Annotated in this window: 14 protein-coding genes; 10 read left to right on the top strand and 4 right to left on the bottom strand. The window is 40.6% G+C overall.

Going from position 1 to position 15,057, the window contains the following annotated elements:
- The first annotated feature begins 7 nt into the window (after positions 1–7).
- The 4 genes from PARC_RS00885 (at position 8) to PARC_RS00870 (ending at position 4,323) form a co-directional block, all read left to right on the top strand.
- The gene (locus PARC_RS00885) at positions 8–748 is read left to right on the top strand and encodes a 2,3,4,5-tetrahydropyridine-2,6-dicarboxylate N-succinyltransferase (protein ID WP_007376223.1); all 741 of its coding nucleotides are present in this window, start codon (positions 8–10) and stop codon (positions 746–748) included.
- Positions 748–1,953 carry a PLP-dependent decarboxylase gene (locus PARC_RS00880; protein ID WP_010554803.1) on the top strand — a complete coding sequence of 402 codons (1,206 nt, stop codon included), beginning with the start codon at positions 748–750 and terminating at the stop codon, positions 1,951–1,953. Before PARC_RS00885 ends, PARC_RS00880 begins: the two co-directional genes overlap by 1 nt.
- Positions 1,954–1,958: 5 nt before the next feature.
- The gene (locus PARC_RS00875) at positions 1,959–3,080 is read left to right on the top strand and encodes a succinylglutamate desuccinylase/aspartoacylase family protein (protein ID WP_010554802.1); all 1,122 of its coding nucleotides are present in this window, start codon (positions 1,959–1,961) and stop codon (positions 3,078–3,080) included.
- A 208-nt stretch (positions 3,081–3,288) separates the two neighbouring features.
- The gene (locus PARC_RS00870) at positions 3,289–4,323 is read left to right on the top strand and encodes a phospholipase A (RefSeq protein WP_010554801.1); all 1,035 of its coding nucleotides are present in this window, start codon (positions 3,289–3,291) and stop codon (positions 4,321–4,323) included.
- 72 nt (positions 4,324–4,395) lie between these two features.
- On the opposite strand, the gene PARC_RS00865 is transcribed toward PARC_RS00870, so the two are convergent.
- On the bottom strand, positions 4,396–5,289 hold the full coding sequence (locus PARC_RS00865) for a bifunctional GNAT family N-acetyltransferase/hotdog fold thioesterase (protein WP_010554800.1): 894 nt from the start codon (positions 5,287–5,289) through the stop codon (positions 4,396–4,398).
- A 247-nt stretch (positions 5,290–5,536) separates the two neighbouring features.
- Between PARC_RS00865 and PARC_RS00860 the strand changes: the two genes are divergently transcribed.
- Positions 5,537–6,250 carry a spermidine synthase gene (locus PARC_RS00860; RefSeq protein ID WP_010554799.1) on the top strand — a complete coding sequence of 238 codons (714 nt, stop codon included), beginning with the start codon at positions 5,537–5,539 and terminating at the stop codon, positions 6,248–6,250.
- Here the strand turns inward: PARC_RS00860 and dtd are convergent.
- Positions 6,239–6,676 carry a D-aminoacyl-tRNA deacylase gene (dtd, locus tag PARC_RS00855; RefSeq protein WP_010554798.1) on the bottom strand — a complete coding sequence of 146 codons (438 nt, stop codon included), beginning with the start codon at positions 6,674–6,676 and terminating at the stop codon, positions 6,239–6,241. The two genes, PARC_RS00860 and dtd, sit on opposite strands and share 12 nt — an antisense overlap.
- Entirely contained in the window at positions 6,677–7,582 is a 906-nt protein-coding gene (locus PARC_RS00850; RefSeq protein WP_010554797.1) for a virulence factor BrkB family protein, read from the bottom strand.
- Positions 7,583–7,669: 87 nt separating this feature from the next.
- Between PARC_RS00850 and PARC_RS00845 the strand changes: the two genes are divergently transcribed.
- The 3 genes from PARC_RS00845 to PARC_RS00835 all read left to right on the top strand — a co-directional run bounded on the left by PARC_RS00845 (position 7,670) and on the right by PARC_RS00835 (position 10,276).
- Positions 7,670–8,326: a DUF2959 domain-containing protein gene (locus PARC_RS00845; protein ID WP_010554796.1), complete on the top strand. Its 657-nt coding sequence runs from the start codon at positions 7,670–7,672 to the stop codon at positions 8,324–8,326.
- Positions 8,327–8,400: 74 nt separating this feature from the next.
- Entirely contained in the window at positions 8,401–9,480 is a 1,080-nt protein-coding gene (locus PARC_RS00840) for an MBL fold metallo-hydrolase (RefSeq protein WP_010554795.1), read from the top strand.
- Positions 9,481–9,547: 67 nt separating this feature from the next.
- On the top strand, positions 9,548–10,276 hold the full coding sequence (locus tag PARC_RS00835) for a CBM9 family sugar-binding protein (RefSeq protein ID WP_010554794.1): 729 nt from the start codon (positions 9,548–9,550) through the stop codon (positions 10,274–10,276).
- 356 nt (positions 10,277–10,632) lie between these two features.
- Here the strand turns inward: PARC_RS00835 and typA are convergent, their stop codons facing one another.
- Complete coding sequence (gene typA, locus PARC_RS00830; RefSeq protein WP_010554793.1) at positions 10,633–12,456, bottom strand: translational GTPase TypA; 1,824 nt, start codon at positions 12,454–12,456, stop codon at positions 10,633–10,635.
- Positions 12,457–12,963: 507 nt separating this feature from the next.
- Between typA and glnA the strand changes: the two genes are divergently transcribed.
- The gene (glnA, locus tag PARC_RS00825) at positions 12,964–14,370 is read left to right on the top strand and encodes a glutamate--ammonia ligase (RefSeq protein ID WP_010554792.1); all 1,407 of its coding nucleotides are present in this window, start codon (positions 12,964–12,966) and stop codon (positions 14,368–14,370) included.
- 113 nt (positions 14,371–14,483) lie between these two features.
- Positions 14,484–15,005, top strand: a complete 522-nt coding sequence (locus tag PARC_RS00820; RefSeq protein WP_010554791.1) for a DUF4124 domain-containing protein — start codon at positions 14,484–14,486, stop codon at positions 15,003–15,005.
- Positions 15,006–15,057 lie beyond the last annotated feature (52 nt).

Below are 15,057 nucleotides of genomic sequence, written 5' to 3'. Positions count from 1 at the left end.
TTTTATAATGAGCTGGTTAGAACTATTAAATAATTTAGAATCGGGCGCAGTACGCGCAGCATCACAAAACGAAAGCGGCCAATGGCAAGCTAACGTAGAAGTAAAACAAGGCATTTTGGATGCCTTCAAAAATGGCACTAATACTGAGTTTGCAGGTGGTTTTGTTGATAAACATAACTTAGCTCCGCAAGAATTTAGTACTGACGATGGCGTACGTATGGTGCCGGGTGGCTCTAGTGTTCGCCGTGGTGCTTATGTTGCTAAAGGCACGATTATTATGCCACCAGCGTATGTAAACATTGGTGCATACATCGACGAAGGCACAATGGTAGATAGCCACGCATTAGTTGGCTCGTGTGCACAAGTAGGTAAAAACGTACATTTAAGTGCTGCAGTGCAGCTTGGTGGTGTACTTGAGCCAATTGGTGCAAGCCCAGTAGTTGTAGAAGACGACGCCTTTATTGGCGCTGGCTGTATTATTGTTGAAGGTGTAGTTATTAAAAAAGGCGCAGTACTTGCCCCAGGCGTGCGTTTATCAGCAACTATTCCGGTATACGACTGCGTAAACGAGCGCCAACTTGATAAAGGCGAGCCAATCCCAGAATATGCCATTGTAATACCGGGCTCTCGCCCTGCTTCAAACGAGTGGGCGCGCGAGCAAGGCCTAAGCATGTCGTGTGCGTTAATAGTTAAATACCGCGACGAAAAAAGCGATGCATCATTATTACTTGAAGAGGTTTTACGATAATGAGCTTTTTGAGCACGCCTATCAAAACCGCTGTAAATACAATTACACAACAACTTGATACACCTTTTTTTGTTTACGACCTAGATCAACTAAACGCGCATCTTGCACGTTTAGTTGCGCAAACCGATGTAAAACTGTGGTACGCGGTAAAAGCAAATCCACTGTCTAAAATTATTCAAAGCTTAGACAACGCTGGTTTTAATTTTGACGTAGCAAGTAAAGGTGAGCTTGAGCAAGTGCTAGCACAAGGTATTAGCTCACAGCGCGTGCTCAACACAGGGCCTGCAAAAAGCCCTAAACAAATTAAACACTTTATTGAGCGCGGCGTGCGTATATTCGTAGCCGAAAGCCTCAATCAAGTACGTTGGTTAAACCAACAAGCGCAACTACAAAATACGCAGTTACAAGTATTACTGCGAGTGCAATTACGCTGGCCTGAGGGTGAAAAAAACCCACTGGGCGGCGACAGCCTTACGCCATTTGGTTTAGGTTGTGATGAGTGGCAAGCACTCAATGTAACCGACTACCCTGCACTTAAGTTTGACGGCTTACATATTTTTCAGTGGGGCAACATGCTTAGCACGCAAAAGCTAAGCGAATTGTGGTCACAAATGATTGCACCACTTAGCCAACTTGCCAGCGATTTAAATATTAGCCTTAAAATTCTCGATTTAGGTGGCGGCTTAGGTATTCCTTATACACAAAATGAAGCAACGCTTGATTGGGATGACTTAATAGCTGCGCTCGCTAAAATTAAAAATGATGCTGGCGTAGAAGAATTATGGATGGAACTTGGTCGTTATGCCGTTGGCGAATGTGGTCATTACGCAAACCCAGTAATAGAGCGCAAACAAAACTATAATCAACAGCAAGTCATTTTAAGCGGCGGTATAAATCACTTATTACGCCCTGCTGTTACCAGCCAAGATTTTCCTGCTGCGTTACTGCGTGAATCCAGTGCTAAAACTCAAGCGGTCACTTTATACGGCCCACTTTGTACAGCGCTTGATTGCTTGGGTGAACATAACCTGCCAAGCGATTTAAATGAGCACGACTGGCTAGTGTTTAGCCAATGCGGTGCTTACGGCTTTACCGAAAGTATGCCGTATTTTTTATGCCACGAGCTCGCCGCCGAGTACACATTGCAAAATGGTGAACTTACCTGTGTTCGCCAAGCCGAAAATGCCAGCCACTACTTAAGGTAATAAGCATGAGTAATACAACACACATCAGCCAAGAGAACATTGTAGTAGGGGAAGTTGCAAACGGCTTACCGCTTACAATTCCGGTGTATCGTTTAAAAGGCGATGGCACAGGGCCTAGTGTTTATGTTCAGGCCAATATGCATGGCGCTGAAGTGCAAGGTAACGCAGTTATTTTTCAGCTACTTGAGCAATTAAAACACCTTAATCTTAATGGCGATATTACATTAGTGCCTTATGCTAACCCAATTGGTTGTAATCAAAAATCTGGCGAGTTTACCCTTGGCAGGTTCGATCCGATTACGGGCACTAATTGGAATCGCATGTATCACTACAATAAAAATTTAGTGGCACAGTTTGCACAAAATCATACCCAGTATGACGACGCTACATTAAAAAGTAACTTCAAACAGGCACTTATTGACGAGGTAGACAGCAAGCTTAACGGCCCTGCTTATTTACTTAATACGGGTAAACGCATTGCGCTTAACTTACAAAAGCTTGCTCATCAGGCTGATATAGTACTCGATTTACACACAGGTCCTATTTCAAGCAAGCATTTGTACTGCCCAAATTATGCAACCGACAGCGCTCGTTACTTTAATATTGAGCATATATTGCTTATTCCTAGTGATTTTGACGGTGCTATGGATGAAGCTAACTTTTGCCCATGGTGGCATTTGAGTGATGCACTTAGCGAGCAAGGTCGTGAATTATCAATACCTGTAGAAGCATTTACTGTAGAGCTAGGCAGCCAAGAAAAAATAGACTTAAAAGAAGCACTAAACGATGCTAACAGCATTTTAAGTTACTTAAATCACAAAGGTGTTTTACAAAACGCACCACATACGCCAGCTAATATCACTCGCTATGCATGTAATTTAGATGACTACTTTGCTTATTACGCCCCCATTGGCGGCATGGTTGAATACATAGCCCCACTTGGCGGACACATTAAAGCCGGTGAGCCTATTGCTAATATTTTACGAATGGAGCGCTACTTAAGCGAGCAACCACTGCAAACACTCACCCTAGATTGCGATGCAATTGCCATTTTGCACTTTGCCTCGGCGAGTGTTAACCAAGGCACCGAACTTTATAAGTTTTTTACTAACATATTTGAGCTTTAGCTCACCCTTCTCATTGCGTGAGAGCACATAGTTAATGTGCATTAAAAAAGCGGCCTAGGCCGCTTTTTTTTATGATCTATATTTACTTTGTATACGTACAGACGTTGTTATAAATACAAATTCAGTAAAAGTTCACCGTTACATATGTAAAAAGACGTTATAATTAAATTAACGCATACAACACAACCCGAACCCACAAGGAATTACAATGAGCTGGCGCCACTGGATCACACTTTCTGCCTTAATAAGTACAGCTACCTTCGCACAAGAAGAAGTTGCTACAAATGAGCAAGACAACGACATCGAACTTGTAAAGCAGTGTATTTTAAATGAGGTAATTGGCGGAGATGGTAAACAAACATTAGACGATCTTCGTAAAAAGTGTTCAGCTCTTGAAGAAGACAAACAACTTACCGCGCTTGATAAACGCCAAGCTCGTGAAGAAGTAGGTAAAAAAAATAGAAATGTAATTACGCCACATAAGCGTAACTATATTTTACCGCTTTCGTACGTATCACACCCAAACGATCGCCCATTTGATGGCTTTGACGCACTAACCGACGACAACGACGGTGAACCGCTCGACAACTTAGAAGCAAAATACCAGCTATCGATAAAAGTACCTCTTTACGATGATTTTTCGGATAAAGACCAAGCCATATTTTTTGGCTTTACACTGCAATCATATTGGCAGCTTTATAACTCAGAAATTTCTTCTCCATTTCGTGAAACTAACTACGAACCAGAGATATTTTGGATAAATTACCTCGACCCAGAAAACGTATTATGGGGCGACGAAATGGCAATCGCATTAGGTATTTCGCATCAATCAAATGGTCGAAGCCAACCAAACTCACGTTCGTGGAACCGTATTTATGCAGACTTTATCTGGGAAAACAGAGGCTTTGTTTTTAGCTTCAAACCTTGGTACCGAATAGCTGAGGACGAAAAAGAAGATATTTTAGAAGCTAAGGGCGATGACAACCCAGACATATACAAATACATGGGTTACTTTGAATTTAGCGGCGCGTATCGTTTTCATGACCATGAATTTAGCTTTATGACACGCAACAACTTAAATTCAGATAATCGTGGTGCAATTCAACTCGACTGGTCGTTTCCTTTATGGGGCCGCGTTCGTGGTTATGCACAATACTTTAACGGTTATGGCGAAAGCTTAATTGATTACAATGCGGATGTAGAACGTATTGGTGTAGGTATATTATTAACCGACCTGCTGTGATACTTCCCTAAGTTTTACGCACAAAAAAGCCAAGCATCGCTTGGCTTTTTTGTGTTTTGAACAGCTAAACAGTTATTTTTTTACTACAAACTGTCCTTCAAATTCGGCAACCACGTTATCACCATCGTAAATAGTTACTGGCACTACGTAACTTGCTTTACCATCGGTTTCTAAATCGCTTAACTTGCCCTTACAGGTTTGTATGTCAACACAGCCACGTGGGTCAGTAGTAAGCGGTTTTAAGTACTTAATGTTAGCATCGGCTAATACAATATTACCTTCAAGCCCAGCTTCTTTAAGTGCTAAGTACGTAGCGCCCCAACCTGTTAGCGTGGCCAAGCTATAAATAGAACCTGCAAACATGGTGTTATGTAGGTTTAAGTTAGCGTCTAGGTCGGCGCTGGTTGTAAATTGCCAATCGGTATAGCTTTCTACCTTAATACCCATCGCGTCACTAATTGGAATAGACTCACGCCACGTATTTTGTAGTACTTGCGTCCAATTTGGATGACGGAACCAGCCCGGCTCAGACGGTTTTTGCTTTATCATTTTAAAATGCTGTACATCGCCATACGCTAAATGTGCTTTTTCTTTTAGTTCGTAACCGTGGCGTTTATAAAACTCAAGCGCACGTTCGCGAGCAAATAAAACCAGTTCATCAGCATTTTGTGTCCATGCTATTTTTTCAAGCTCATGAAGCAAACGACTACCAATATGCTGATTACGGTTCCCCTCTGCAACTGCCATGTAGCGCACTTGTGCTTGCTCATGACTGTTAAAGTGCAAACGTGCTACGCCTAGTACTTCGCCTTCTTTATTTTTTATAAAGCGGTGCTCAGAGTCTTGTTCCATATCGTCTTGTTCAGAGCCACGAGGCTCGCCCCAAGGCGCGCGTAATACCTGCCAACGCAATTGGTAATACGCTTGCCAATCTTCGCTACTTTGTGGGGTGCTTACCTGAAACATACATACTCCTGTTGTTATATAAGCCGTAAATAAAAGTCAAAAAAAGGCTACGGCGCTATACTAATAGTATTGGTTATCTACCAAGCTAAAAAAATAAAATAATTAAATTGATTGGCATTATTATGGCAAATACCATACTCCATCTTAAAAAAACTGCAAATACGACTTTGGTGATGGCTGTAAAATAACGTAAAAAAATAATGACAAAGGCCATTGCGCTTTAACGTTGCTAGTTTATGCTGAGAATATGACTGAAAAAATCAATTATATAAATTCACTGACGGGTTTGCTAAGCGATCAATTTATTGAAAATAGCCACAGCATTGGTCAGTTAATCTATTGGCATAAATGCAGTGGCGATCACATTCAAGTACGTGAGCACGAGCAGTTACGCTGGTTACTTATTAACGACACTCTTCAATCTGTTATTGATTTAAATAACCCGGATTTATTACTTTTTCCACATTTATTGTACCTAGATAAGCACTGGCAAGCTCTTAAGCCGCCACAAAAAGTGTTAGAAATCGGCCTTGGCGGCGGTGCAATTCGTAATTATTTACAACACAAATACCCTAAAGCACAAATAACATCGGTTGAAAAAAACGCCGATATTATTGATTGCTATACCCAGTTTTTTTCGTCAAATAAGAATAAGCAACTGCTGTGCGCCGATGCGCAACAGATTTTAAAAAGTGTGCAAAATATTGATTGGATTATTCTAGATTTATTTAGCCAAATAGACGCGCCTCGATTTTTATTTGAAGAGGCATTTTATAAAAAAATCTACTCGGCTTTAAATAACAACGGCGTGCTATTTATTAACTTTTTATCGCAGCATGAGTCGCAATTAAAGCAACTTCAGCAGCTATTACTCGATGTATTTGGTTGTAATGTTAGCCCGCAGAAAATTACGGGCTATGTAAATCATATTGTCGTGGTAACCAAAAACTTAAACAGATAAGTTAAACGTAACGGGCCCATCGTTACACAAGCTTACTTGCATATCAGCACCAAACTCACCTGTGGCTATTGTAAGCCCCAACTCTTTAGCTTGAGCTACAAAGTATTCGTAAAGCTCGTTAGCTTGGCTTGGTGTTGCCGCAGATGAAAAACTAGGGCGCATACCCTTTTTAGTATCAGCCGCTAGCGTAAATTGCGAAACCACCAGTAACTCACCTTTAATATCTTTAAGGCTTAAGTTCATTTTGTCGTTTTCGTCAGTAAAAATACGATAATTACTTACTTTGTGTAAAAGCTTATCGGCCGTTTGTTTATCGTCGTATTTTTCAACGCCCAGCAACAACAATATACCTTGGCTAATTTCGCCTACCACGTGGTTGTTAATTTCTACTTTGGCATGCTTTACGCGTTGTATTAAACCTTGCATTTAAACTGTGTCCTTTACTGCTGGTTCATCATCTTCTAGTTCAAGCTCTGGTGTTTCTGGAATATCATTTGGGCTAATGCACGCAGTAAATTCAGCGCCAAGCAAAACAACTACCCACGACAAATACACCCATACAAACAAAATAGGAATAGTTGCTACTGCGCCGTAAATAACTTCGTATGACGGAAAATGACTAATATAAAGTGCAAACCCTTTTTTGGTCAGCTCAAATAAAAGTGCCGCAAAAAAAGCGCCAGGTATTGCCGCTCTAAACGATACACGCGTATTAGGTACTAAGGTGTAGAGCATAATAAAGCCAATCATCGAAATACCATAAGGCAGTAGTTTCAATAGAAAACCACTAAACCCCGGGATACCCTGATCAGCAAACGACACCAACGACACAATATAAGAGGTAACACCAATACTGGCACCGAGCAACATAGGTCCTAAGCTCAAAACCATCCAGTACACAGCAAATGAGATCATCATTGGGCGCTTTTTCTTAATTCGCCAAATTCGGTTCAATGTGGCATCTACATTACGTATTAACAGCAATGCAATTGCAGCTAAAAAGCCAATACCTACCGCCGTCATTTGGTTGGCATTGCCCGCAAAGGAGCTAATGTGCTCTCTAATAACATCGGTAGAGGTAGGGACAAAGTTGGTAAACAAAAAGCTCTCAATTTCCATGCGAGTAGATTCAAAGCCCGGAAAAGCTGAAAATATAGCAACACCCACCGCAATTAATGGCACTAAAGAAAGAAGGGTTACGTAAGCAAGGTAACCTGCATTAACCGTTATTTGATCGTCTATACACCGATTAAAATACTGCATCCACCAACCAGGTTGCTGGCGTATAAAGGACTTAACTTGCTGTTTGTAATGTGAGAGCTTATCATTCATACAATTGACTTGTGCTTATATAGTTTTGATTATAATAACAATCAGCGCCATAATTTACAGCACTAACGCTCGTAAACAGGAATTCAAATGAAAAAACAAACATTACTCAGTGTTTCAATGCTTGTAGTAACACTTACTTTAACTGGCTGCCAATCAGCTTATTATTCTGCGATGGAAAAAGTGGGTGTTCACAAACGCGATATTCTTATTGATCGCGTAGAAGAAACCAAAGACTCGCAGCAAGAGTCACAAGAAGAATTTAAATCGGCACTAGAGCGCTTAACTACTCTAATTGATTTTAATGGTGGCGAACTACAAGACACTTACAATCAATTAAACGATGATTACGAGTCGAGCTTAAATGCCGCTAACGAAGTCTCAACTAACATCAATAAAGTAGAAGACGTGGCAGAAGCGCTATTTGATGAGTGGGGCGATGAGTTAGAGCAATACAAAAGCGCATCACTTAAGCGTGAAAGCAGCAAAAAGCTAGCCGCGACTAAGCGTCAATTTGATCAGCTATTACGCTCAATGCGCAGCGCAGAGAGTAAAATGGAGCCAGTATTAACCTCGCTTCATGATAACGTTTTATACTTAAAGCATAACTTAAATGCACAAGCGGTATCGGCTATTAAAGGTGAATTCACTAACCTTAAGCGCGATATTCAATTGTTGATGAACGACATGAACAAATCGATTGCCGATTCAAACAAATTTATTGAACAAATGAATAGCGCTGGCTAATCATTTGTTACTTTAACAAGCCTGCTTAATTGCAGGCTTTTTTATGTTAAAGGGAATGCTAAAAGGGATTTACAATGAAACGCTTTTTAACCGCAACAACGCTTTTATGCTTACTAACTGCCTGCGCCGCACCTAATAATATTAACCGTATTACCAACCCCGACTCAGTTGTTGTTATTAATGATAAGAACGGTCGTTATAAAAATTTATACACAGGTGAAAAAACATATCCCACTACCTGCACTGAAAACTGCTACCCAGCCCACCCAGACTTACTATGCAAAACCGGCAGCGAAAACTGCCAATACCAAGGTCTGCAAACTAAACCACAACTTAGCACCGGCTATACCGTACGCTGGCTTGGCCACGCTAGTTTTGTAATTAACACTCCAAATGGTCAAAATGTGCTGTTTGATCCGGTAAAAAATCAGTTTGATTCTCCAGTCGCACTTGGCTTTAAACTCGGCGGTGGTATTTATCGTAAAGCCGGCGCTTGGCCTAGTGAGCAAGAACTGGAAAATATTGATGCGGTAATGTATTCACATATTCATTACGATCATTTTAATAAGGCCGACATACAAAGCATTGGCAATAAACCTCGCTATTTAACACCACTCGGGATGGCCGACAACTTCCCTACCGGTGGTTTTAATATTACCGAAATGCCGTGGTACTCAACAACCAACATTGAGGACTTAGTTATTAACGCCGTGCCAGCTCATCATTTTAGCGCTCGTGTATTGGTGCCCTTTATTTACGAAGATAACAATAAAGACTTATGGAATGGCTGGCTACTTGAACAAAACGGCAGTACCTTATTTTTTGCAGGCGATACGGGCTACTCAAAACACTTTAAAGACATACAGCAAAAATATGGCGATATAGATGTGTGCTTAATACCAATCGCATCTTACTACAGTAAAGAAAGTGGTAAATTTTATCGCTACGTTCACACCACACCAGAAGACGCGCTCAACGCAGCACAAGAACTTAACTGCAAAGTAATGATACCTTGGGGATACGGTAACTCTAGTTGGAAAATGGGCGACCATACTAGCCATTCTGCTTTGCTACGTTTATTACACATGGTTAAAAAAATGGATGCTAAAACACCGCTGTATATTTTAAACGAAGGCGAAAGTATTTCACTGTAACTATTTACTTAGCTGTTTTAAGATTGTTATTACATTAAGACAAGCACACAATAAAATTGAGAAATTAATGAAAAAATTAGCACTCGCCTTAAGCTTTTTATTAAGCACGCCAGCAATGGCTATTGATGTTGAACATACATCAACTCCAATTACTATTGATGGCGTATCAGAAAGTGCGTGGGATAAAGCCGCTTGGCACGATATGCCTTATTTAATGGATGGCACACTGCCAGCAAACGATGCCGACTTTAAAGGGCGTTATCGCTTACTGTGGGATCAAAACTATTTATACCTACAAGCCGATATTGTGGATGACGTTTTAATAGATACACACGCCGATCCAACCTATAAATATTGGGATGACGATGCGCTTGAAGTATTTATTGATAGCGATGCATCAGGCGGTAATCACCAATTTAATCACACCGCTTTGGCGTACCACATTGGCCTTGATAACCAAGCTGCCGATTACGGCCCTGATAAAAAAGCCCATTTGTACACCGACCACCTAGTCAGTAACTGGAAGCGCAACACCACCGCACCTTTTAACATTACCTGGGAAGTAGCAATAAAACTCTACCCTAACGATTATAAAGAAGGAGCTAATAACACCCCAATTACACTTAGCGAAAAGCAAGTAATAGGCTTTATGTTAGCGTATTGCGATAACGATGGCAGTGACGTGCGCGAGCACTTTATAGGCTCACACGAAGTACAACCAGTAAATGGCGACAGAAATCGTGGTTTTATAGATGCCGACGTCTTTGGCAAAATAACCCTACTCCCTAAAAAGTAAGTAACTACCAATAAAATAATTGAACACGTATGTTGGGTTGAGCGAAGCGAAACCCAGCGAAAAAAAGCCCACCAACAAACACTGATACTTTACATTATCGTCTGTTTCAGCTCTCTCATTCTCTTCTCCTTGTGCAAAAAATCTTTAAGTAAATTATTCACAAAGAGGTTAAGAGGCGCTGCGCTTTTAGAGGTAAATATATTATGAAATTTCATCTCAAAATAGTAGTCATATAATTTTGAGCTAAATACTGTCAGCTGACGACCTATAGCTAACAGCTCTTATTTTCATCCACAAAAAAGCCGCTGTATTTTGCAATACAGCGGCTTTTAAAATCATTATTCTAAATTAATAGATTATGACTTAGGTCCACGACCTGCACGTTTACGTTCGTTTTCTGTAAGGTAACGCTTACGAATACGAATGTTTAGTGGAGTTACTTCAACTAGCTCGTCATCATCGATGAACTCAAGCGCTTGCTCAAGTGAGTAGTTAAGGTGTGGAGAAAGCGTTTGCGCTTCATCAGTACCAGATGCACGTACGTTAGTTAACTGCTTGCCTTTAAGGGCGTTAACTGTAAGGTCGTTATCACGGTTATGAATACCGATAACCATACCTTCGTATACTTCAACACCGTGACCGATGAATAAACGGCCGCGTTCTTGTAAGTTGAATAATGCGTTAGTAAGTGCTTTACCAGTTGCGTTTGCAATCATTACGCCGTTCTTACGAACACCGATGTCGCCACCTTTGTGAGGACCGTAATGATCGAACGTATGGTACATAAGACCAGAACCCGAAGTAAGCGTCATGAAATCAGTTTGGAAACCAATTAAACCACGGCTAGGGATCATGAAATCTAAACGCATACGGCCTTTGCCATCTGGAGTCATGTTAGTAAGTTCACCTTTACGTAGGCCAACTTGTTCCATAACAGAACCCTGATGCTCGTCTTGACAGTCAATAGTAACTGTTTCAAACGGTTCTTCTAGAACGCCATCTACAGTACGTAAGATAACTTCTGGACGAGAAACTGAAAGCTCGTAACCTTCACGACGCATGTTTTCGATTAAGATACCTAGGTGTAATTCACCACGACCAGAAACACGGAAGCTATCTGGGCTACCAGTATCTTCAACGCGAAGTGCTACGTTGTGTACTAATTCTTTGTCTAAACGTTCACGGATATTACGTGACGTTACAAACTTACCTTCTTTACCACAGAAAGGTGAGTTATTTACAGAGAATGTCATTGTTACAGTTGGCTCATCAACACTTAATGGTGGTAATGCTTCAACGTTTCCTGGGAAACAAACTGTATCAGAAATCTTAAGCTCACCAATACCTGTTACAGTTACGATGTTACCAGCGTAAGCTCTATCAGTTTCGATACGTTCAAGACCTAGGTAGCTTTGTACTGCGCCAATTTTACCATTACGTGTAGTGCCATCAGCACTGATAATAGTAACTTGTTGGTTAGGAGCAACAGAACCACGTTTAATACGACCAATACCAACTACACCAACATAAGAGTTGTAATCTAGTTGAGAAATTTGCATTTGGAAGTCACCTTCAGGATCTGCATCCGGTGGTGATACTTCGTCAACGATCATCTTGAACATAGGTTCCATGTTGTCTGATGGCTCGTCTAAATCTAGTGTTGCCCAGCCGTTGATAGCTGAAGCGTAGATTACTTTAAAGTCTAACTGTTCGTCAGTTGCGCCAAGGTTGTCGAATAAATCAAAGATTTGATCCATAACCCAATCAGGACGTGAACCTGGCTTATCAATTTTATTGATAACTACGATTGGCTTTAAGCCTTGCGCGAATGCCTTTTGCGTAACGAAACGCGTTTGTGGCATTGGACCTTCTTGAGCATCAACAAGTAATAATACTGAGTCAGCCATCGAAAGTACGCGTTCAACTTCACCACCGAAATCGGCGTGTCCCGGAGTATCTACGATATTGATATGGTAGTCGTTCCAAGAGATGGCTGTGTTTTTAGCCAAAATGGTAATACCACGTTCTTTCTCAATGTCGTTTGAGTCCATCACGCGCTCTTCGTTACCGCCGCGTGTTTCTAATGTACCTGATTGCTCAAGTAGTTTGTCAACCAGAGTTGTTTTACCGTGGTCAACGTGCGCGATAATCGCTATATTTCTTAACTTTTCGATGCTCATATATTTACTCAGAGAAATTAAATTCTCAATGATCCTGCAAGATCTACGCACTCATCCACGCTTTCGCGAGATGTCCCAGCATAGGATTTAAAAGGGCGCATATTATCCCTCATTAATGACATGGATGAAAGTTTATCCAATACATATTTTAAAACTTTCTCAATACTTTTACTAAGTATCTGTTTTATATATGACAATTATATGAATTAAATTTCAATGTTTTTTTGAAAAACAGTCTTTTTGACTATTTTTCCGATCTTTTTGTTACTCTTTTGCATTTAGGTTATGCTAATTTCAGCTGATTAAATTAACAACAAATTACGCTCTGTAAATTTTGCACTAAAATGGAATATTTACGCACCAATATGGTGCGTTTATATATTCCATTTTGATGCAATGATATTTTTTTAATTTATAAACAGCCAGTTACAATAATGGCACAAAATCAGCTTAGTAAATACCAAAGCAATTATGCAGCAATAACAAAACCCAATAGTTGGAGGACACATGTCACAATCGGTTTTAGATTTTATTAAAGAAAATGACGTCAAGTTCATTGATTTACGCTTTACTGACACTAAGGGTAAAGAACAACATGTATCGATTCCTCATCACCAAGTTGATGAAGATTTTTTCGAAGACGGTAAAATGTTCGACGGTTCTTCAATTGCAGGCTGGAAAGGCATAAACGAATCAGACATGGTATTAATGCCAGTTCCTGAGTCAATCAAACTAGACCCTTTCACTGAAGAAGCGACATTAATTTTACGTTGTGACGTAGTAGAGCCTTCTACACTACAAGGCTATGAGCGCGACCCGCGTTCTGTTGCTAAGCGTGCTGAAGATTACATGCGTTCTACAGGCATTGCAGACACTGTTTTATTTGGCCCTGAGCCAGAATTTTTCGTATTTGACGATGTTAAATACAAATCAGATATGTCTGGTTCTATGTACAAAATTGATTCTAAGCAAGCTGCTTGGAACTCAGATAAAGAATATGCAGATGGCAACACTGGTCACCGTCCAGGTGTTAAAGGCGGTTACTTCCCAGTTGCTCCAGTTGATGACTTCCAAGATTGGCGTTCAGCTACGTGTCTAGTTCTAGAAGAAATGGGCCAAGTAGTAGAAGCACATCACCACGAAGTAGCAACAGCAGGTCAAAACGAAATCGCTACTCGCTTTAATACAATGGTATTAAAAGCGGATGAAATTCAAGAAATGAAATATGTTATCCATAACATGGCTCACTTATACGGTAAAACAGCAACGTTTATGCCTAAGCCAGTTGTTGGTGATAACGGTTCTGGTATGCATTGTCACCAGTCTTTAGCTAAAGACGGTGTTAACCTTTTTGCTGGCGATAAGTACGGCGGTCTTTCTGAAGATGCACTTTACTACATTGGCGGCATCATCAAGCATGCTAAAGCAATTAACGCTTTCGCAAATGCGTCTACTAACTCGTACAAACGTTTAGTACCAGGTTTTGAAGCACCCGTTATGCTTGCATACTCTGCACGTAACCGTTCTGCATCAATCCGTATCCCAGTAGTTCCATCTGAAAAAGGTCGTCGTATTGAAGTACGCTTCCCGGATCCAACTGCTAACCCATACCTTGCTTTCTCAGCAATGCTTATGGCTGGCCTTGATGGTATCAAAAACAAGATCCATCCTGGCGATGCTATGGATAAAGATTTATACGACTTACCAGCTGAAGAAGCAGCAGAAATTCCAACTGTTGCAGCATCACTTGACGAAGCACTATCTGCACTTAGCGCAGACCGTGAATTCTTAACTCAAGGTGGCGTATTCACTGATGACTTAATCGATGCTTACATCGAACTTAAGTCTAAAGAAGTTGAAAAACTTAACATGACAACTCACCCAGTTGAGTTTGAAATGTACTACAGCTGTTAATTAAGCTGTAAAAAATATGTGTGTTCTCAAGCCCGCTTTGCGGGCTTTTTTAATGGTAAAATTAGTCAATCTCCACTAAAGTTAAGTTACCGATAAAAATGCAGGGCTGCAGAGTGAATAACAAGATTTTATTACTATTAATTACTTTAGGATTAAGTAATTATAGTTATGCCGGTGAAACAAAAATATACGCTTGGAAAGATAAAAATGGCGTATTAGTGTTCTCAGACACCCCTCATAAAGGGGCCCAAGAGGTAAAGCTCACCAGCCAAGATCTTAATATGCCTGCAACAAATACTGACATTTTTGACGAGCAACCTCAGCCTCAACAAGCGGCCTTTAGTATTGCTATTTCCTCACCTGATCATAACCAGACTATTCGTGAAAATACCGGCACTGTTTATGTAACTAGCCGAATAAAACCACGCTTTGAAACTGGTTTTACTATACAACTTTTTATTGATGGTAAAGCACACGGCCCAGCCAGTGACAGCTCAACCTTTGCAATTAGAGATGTAGAACGTGGTCAGCACACACTACAATTAAAGCTTTTTAATAGTAAAAACCAAGTTATTGCTACAAGCGAACCCTGCATATTTTTTATGCACCGAAAAGGGCTAAACCTAGGTAACTAAATTGGGGCATTACTAAACGTGCAGCAGTGTATTTAGCCATATAACTTGCTTG

The sequence above is a fragment of the Pseudoalteromonas arctica A 37-1-2 genome (assembly GCF_000238395.3).
GTDB lineage: Bacteria > Pseudomonadota > Gammaproteobacteria > Enterobacterales > Alteromonadaceae > Pseudoalteromonas > Pseudoalteromonas arctica.
The sequence above is the reverse complement of the archived record's forward strand: the minus strand, read 5'-3'. Positions and strand labels throughout refer to the sequence as shown.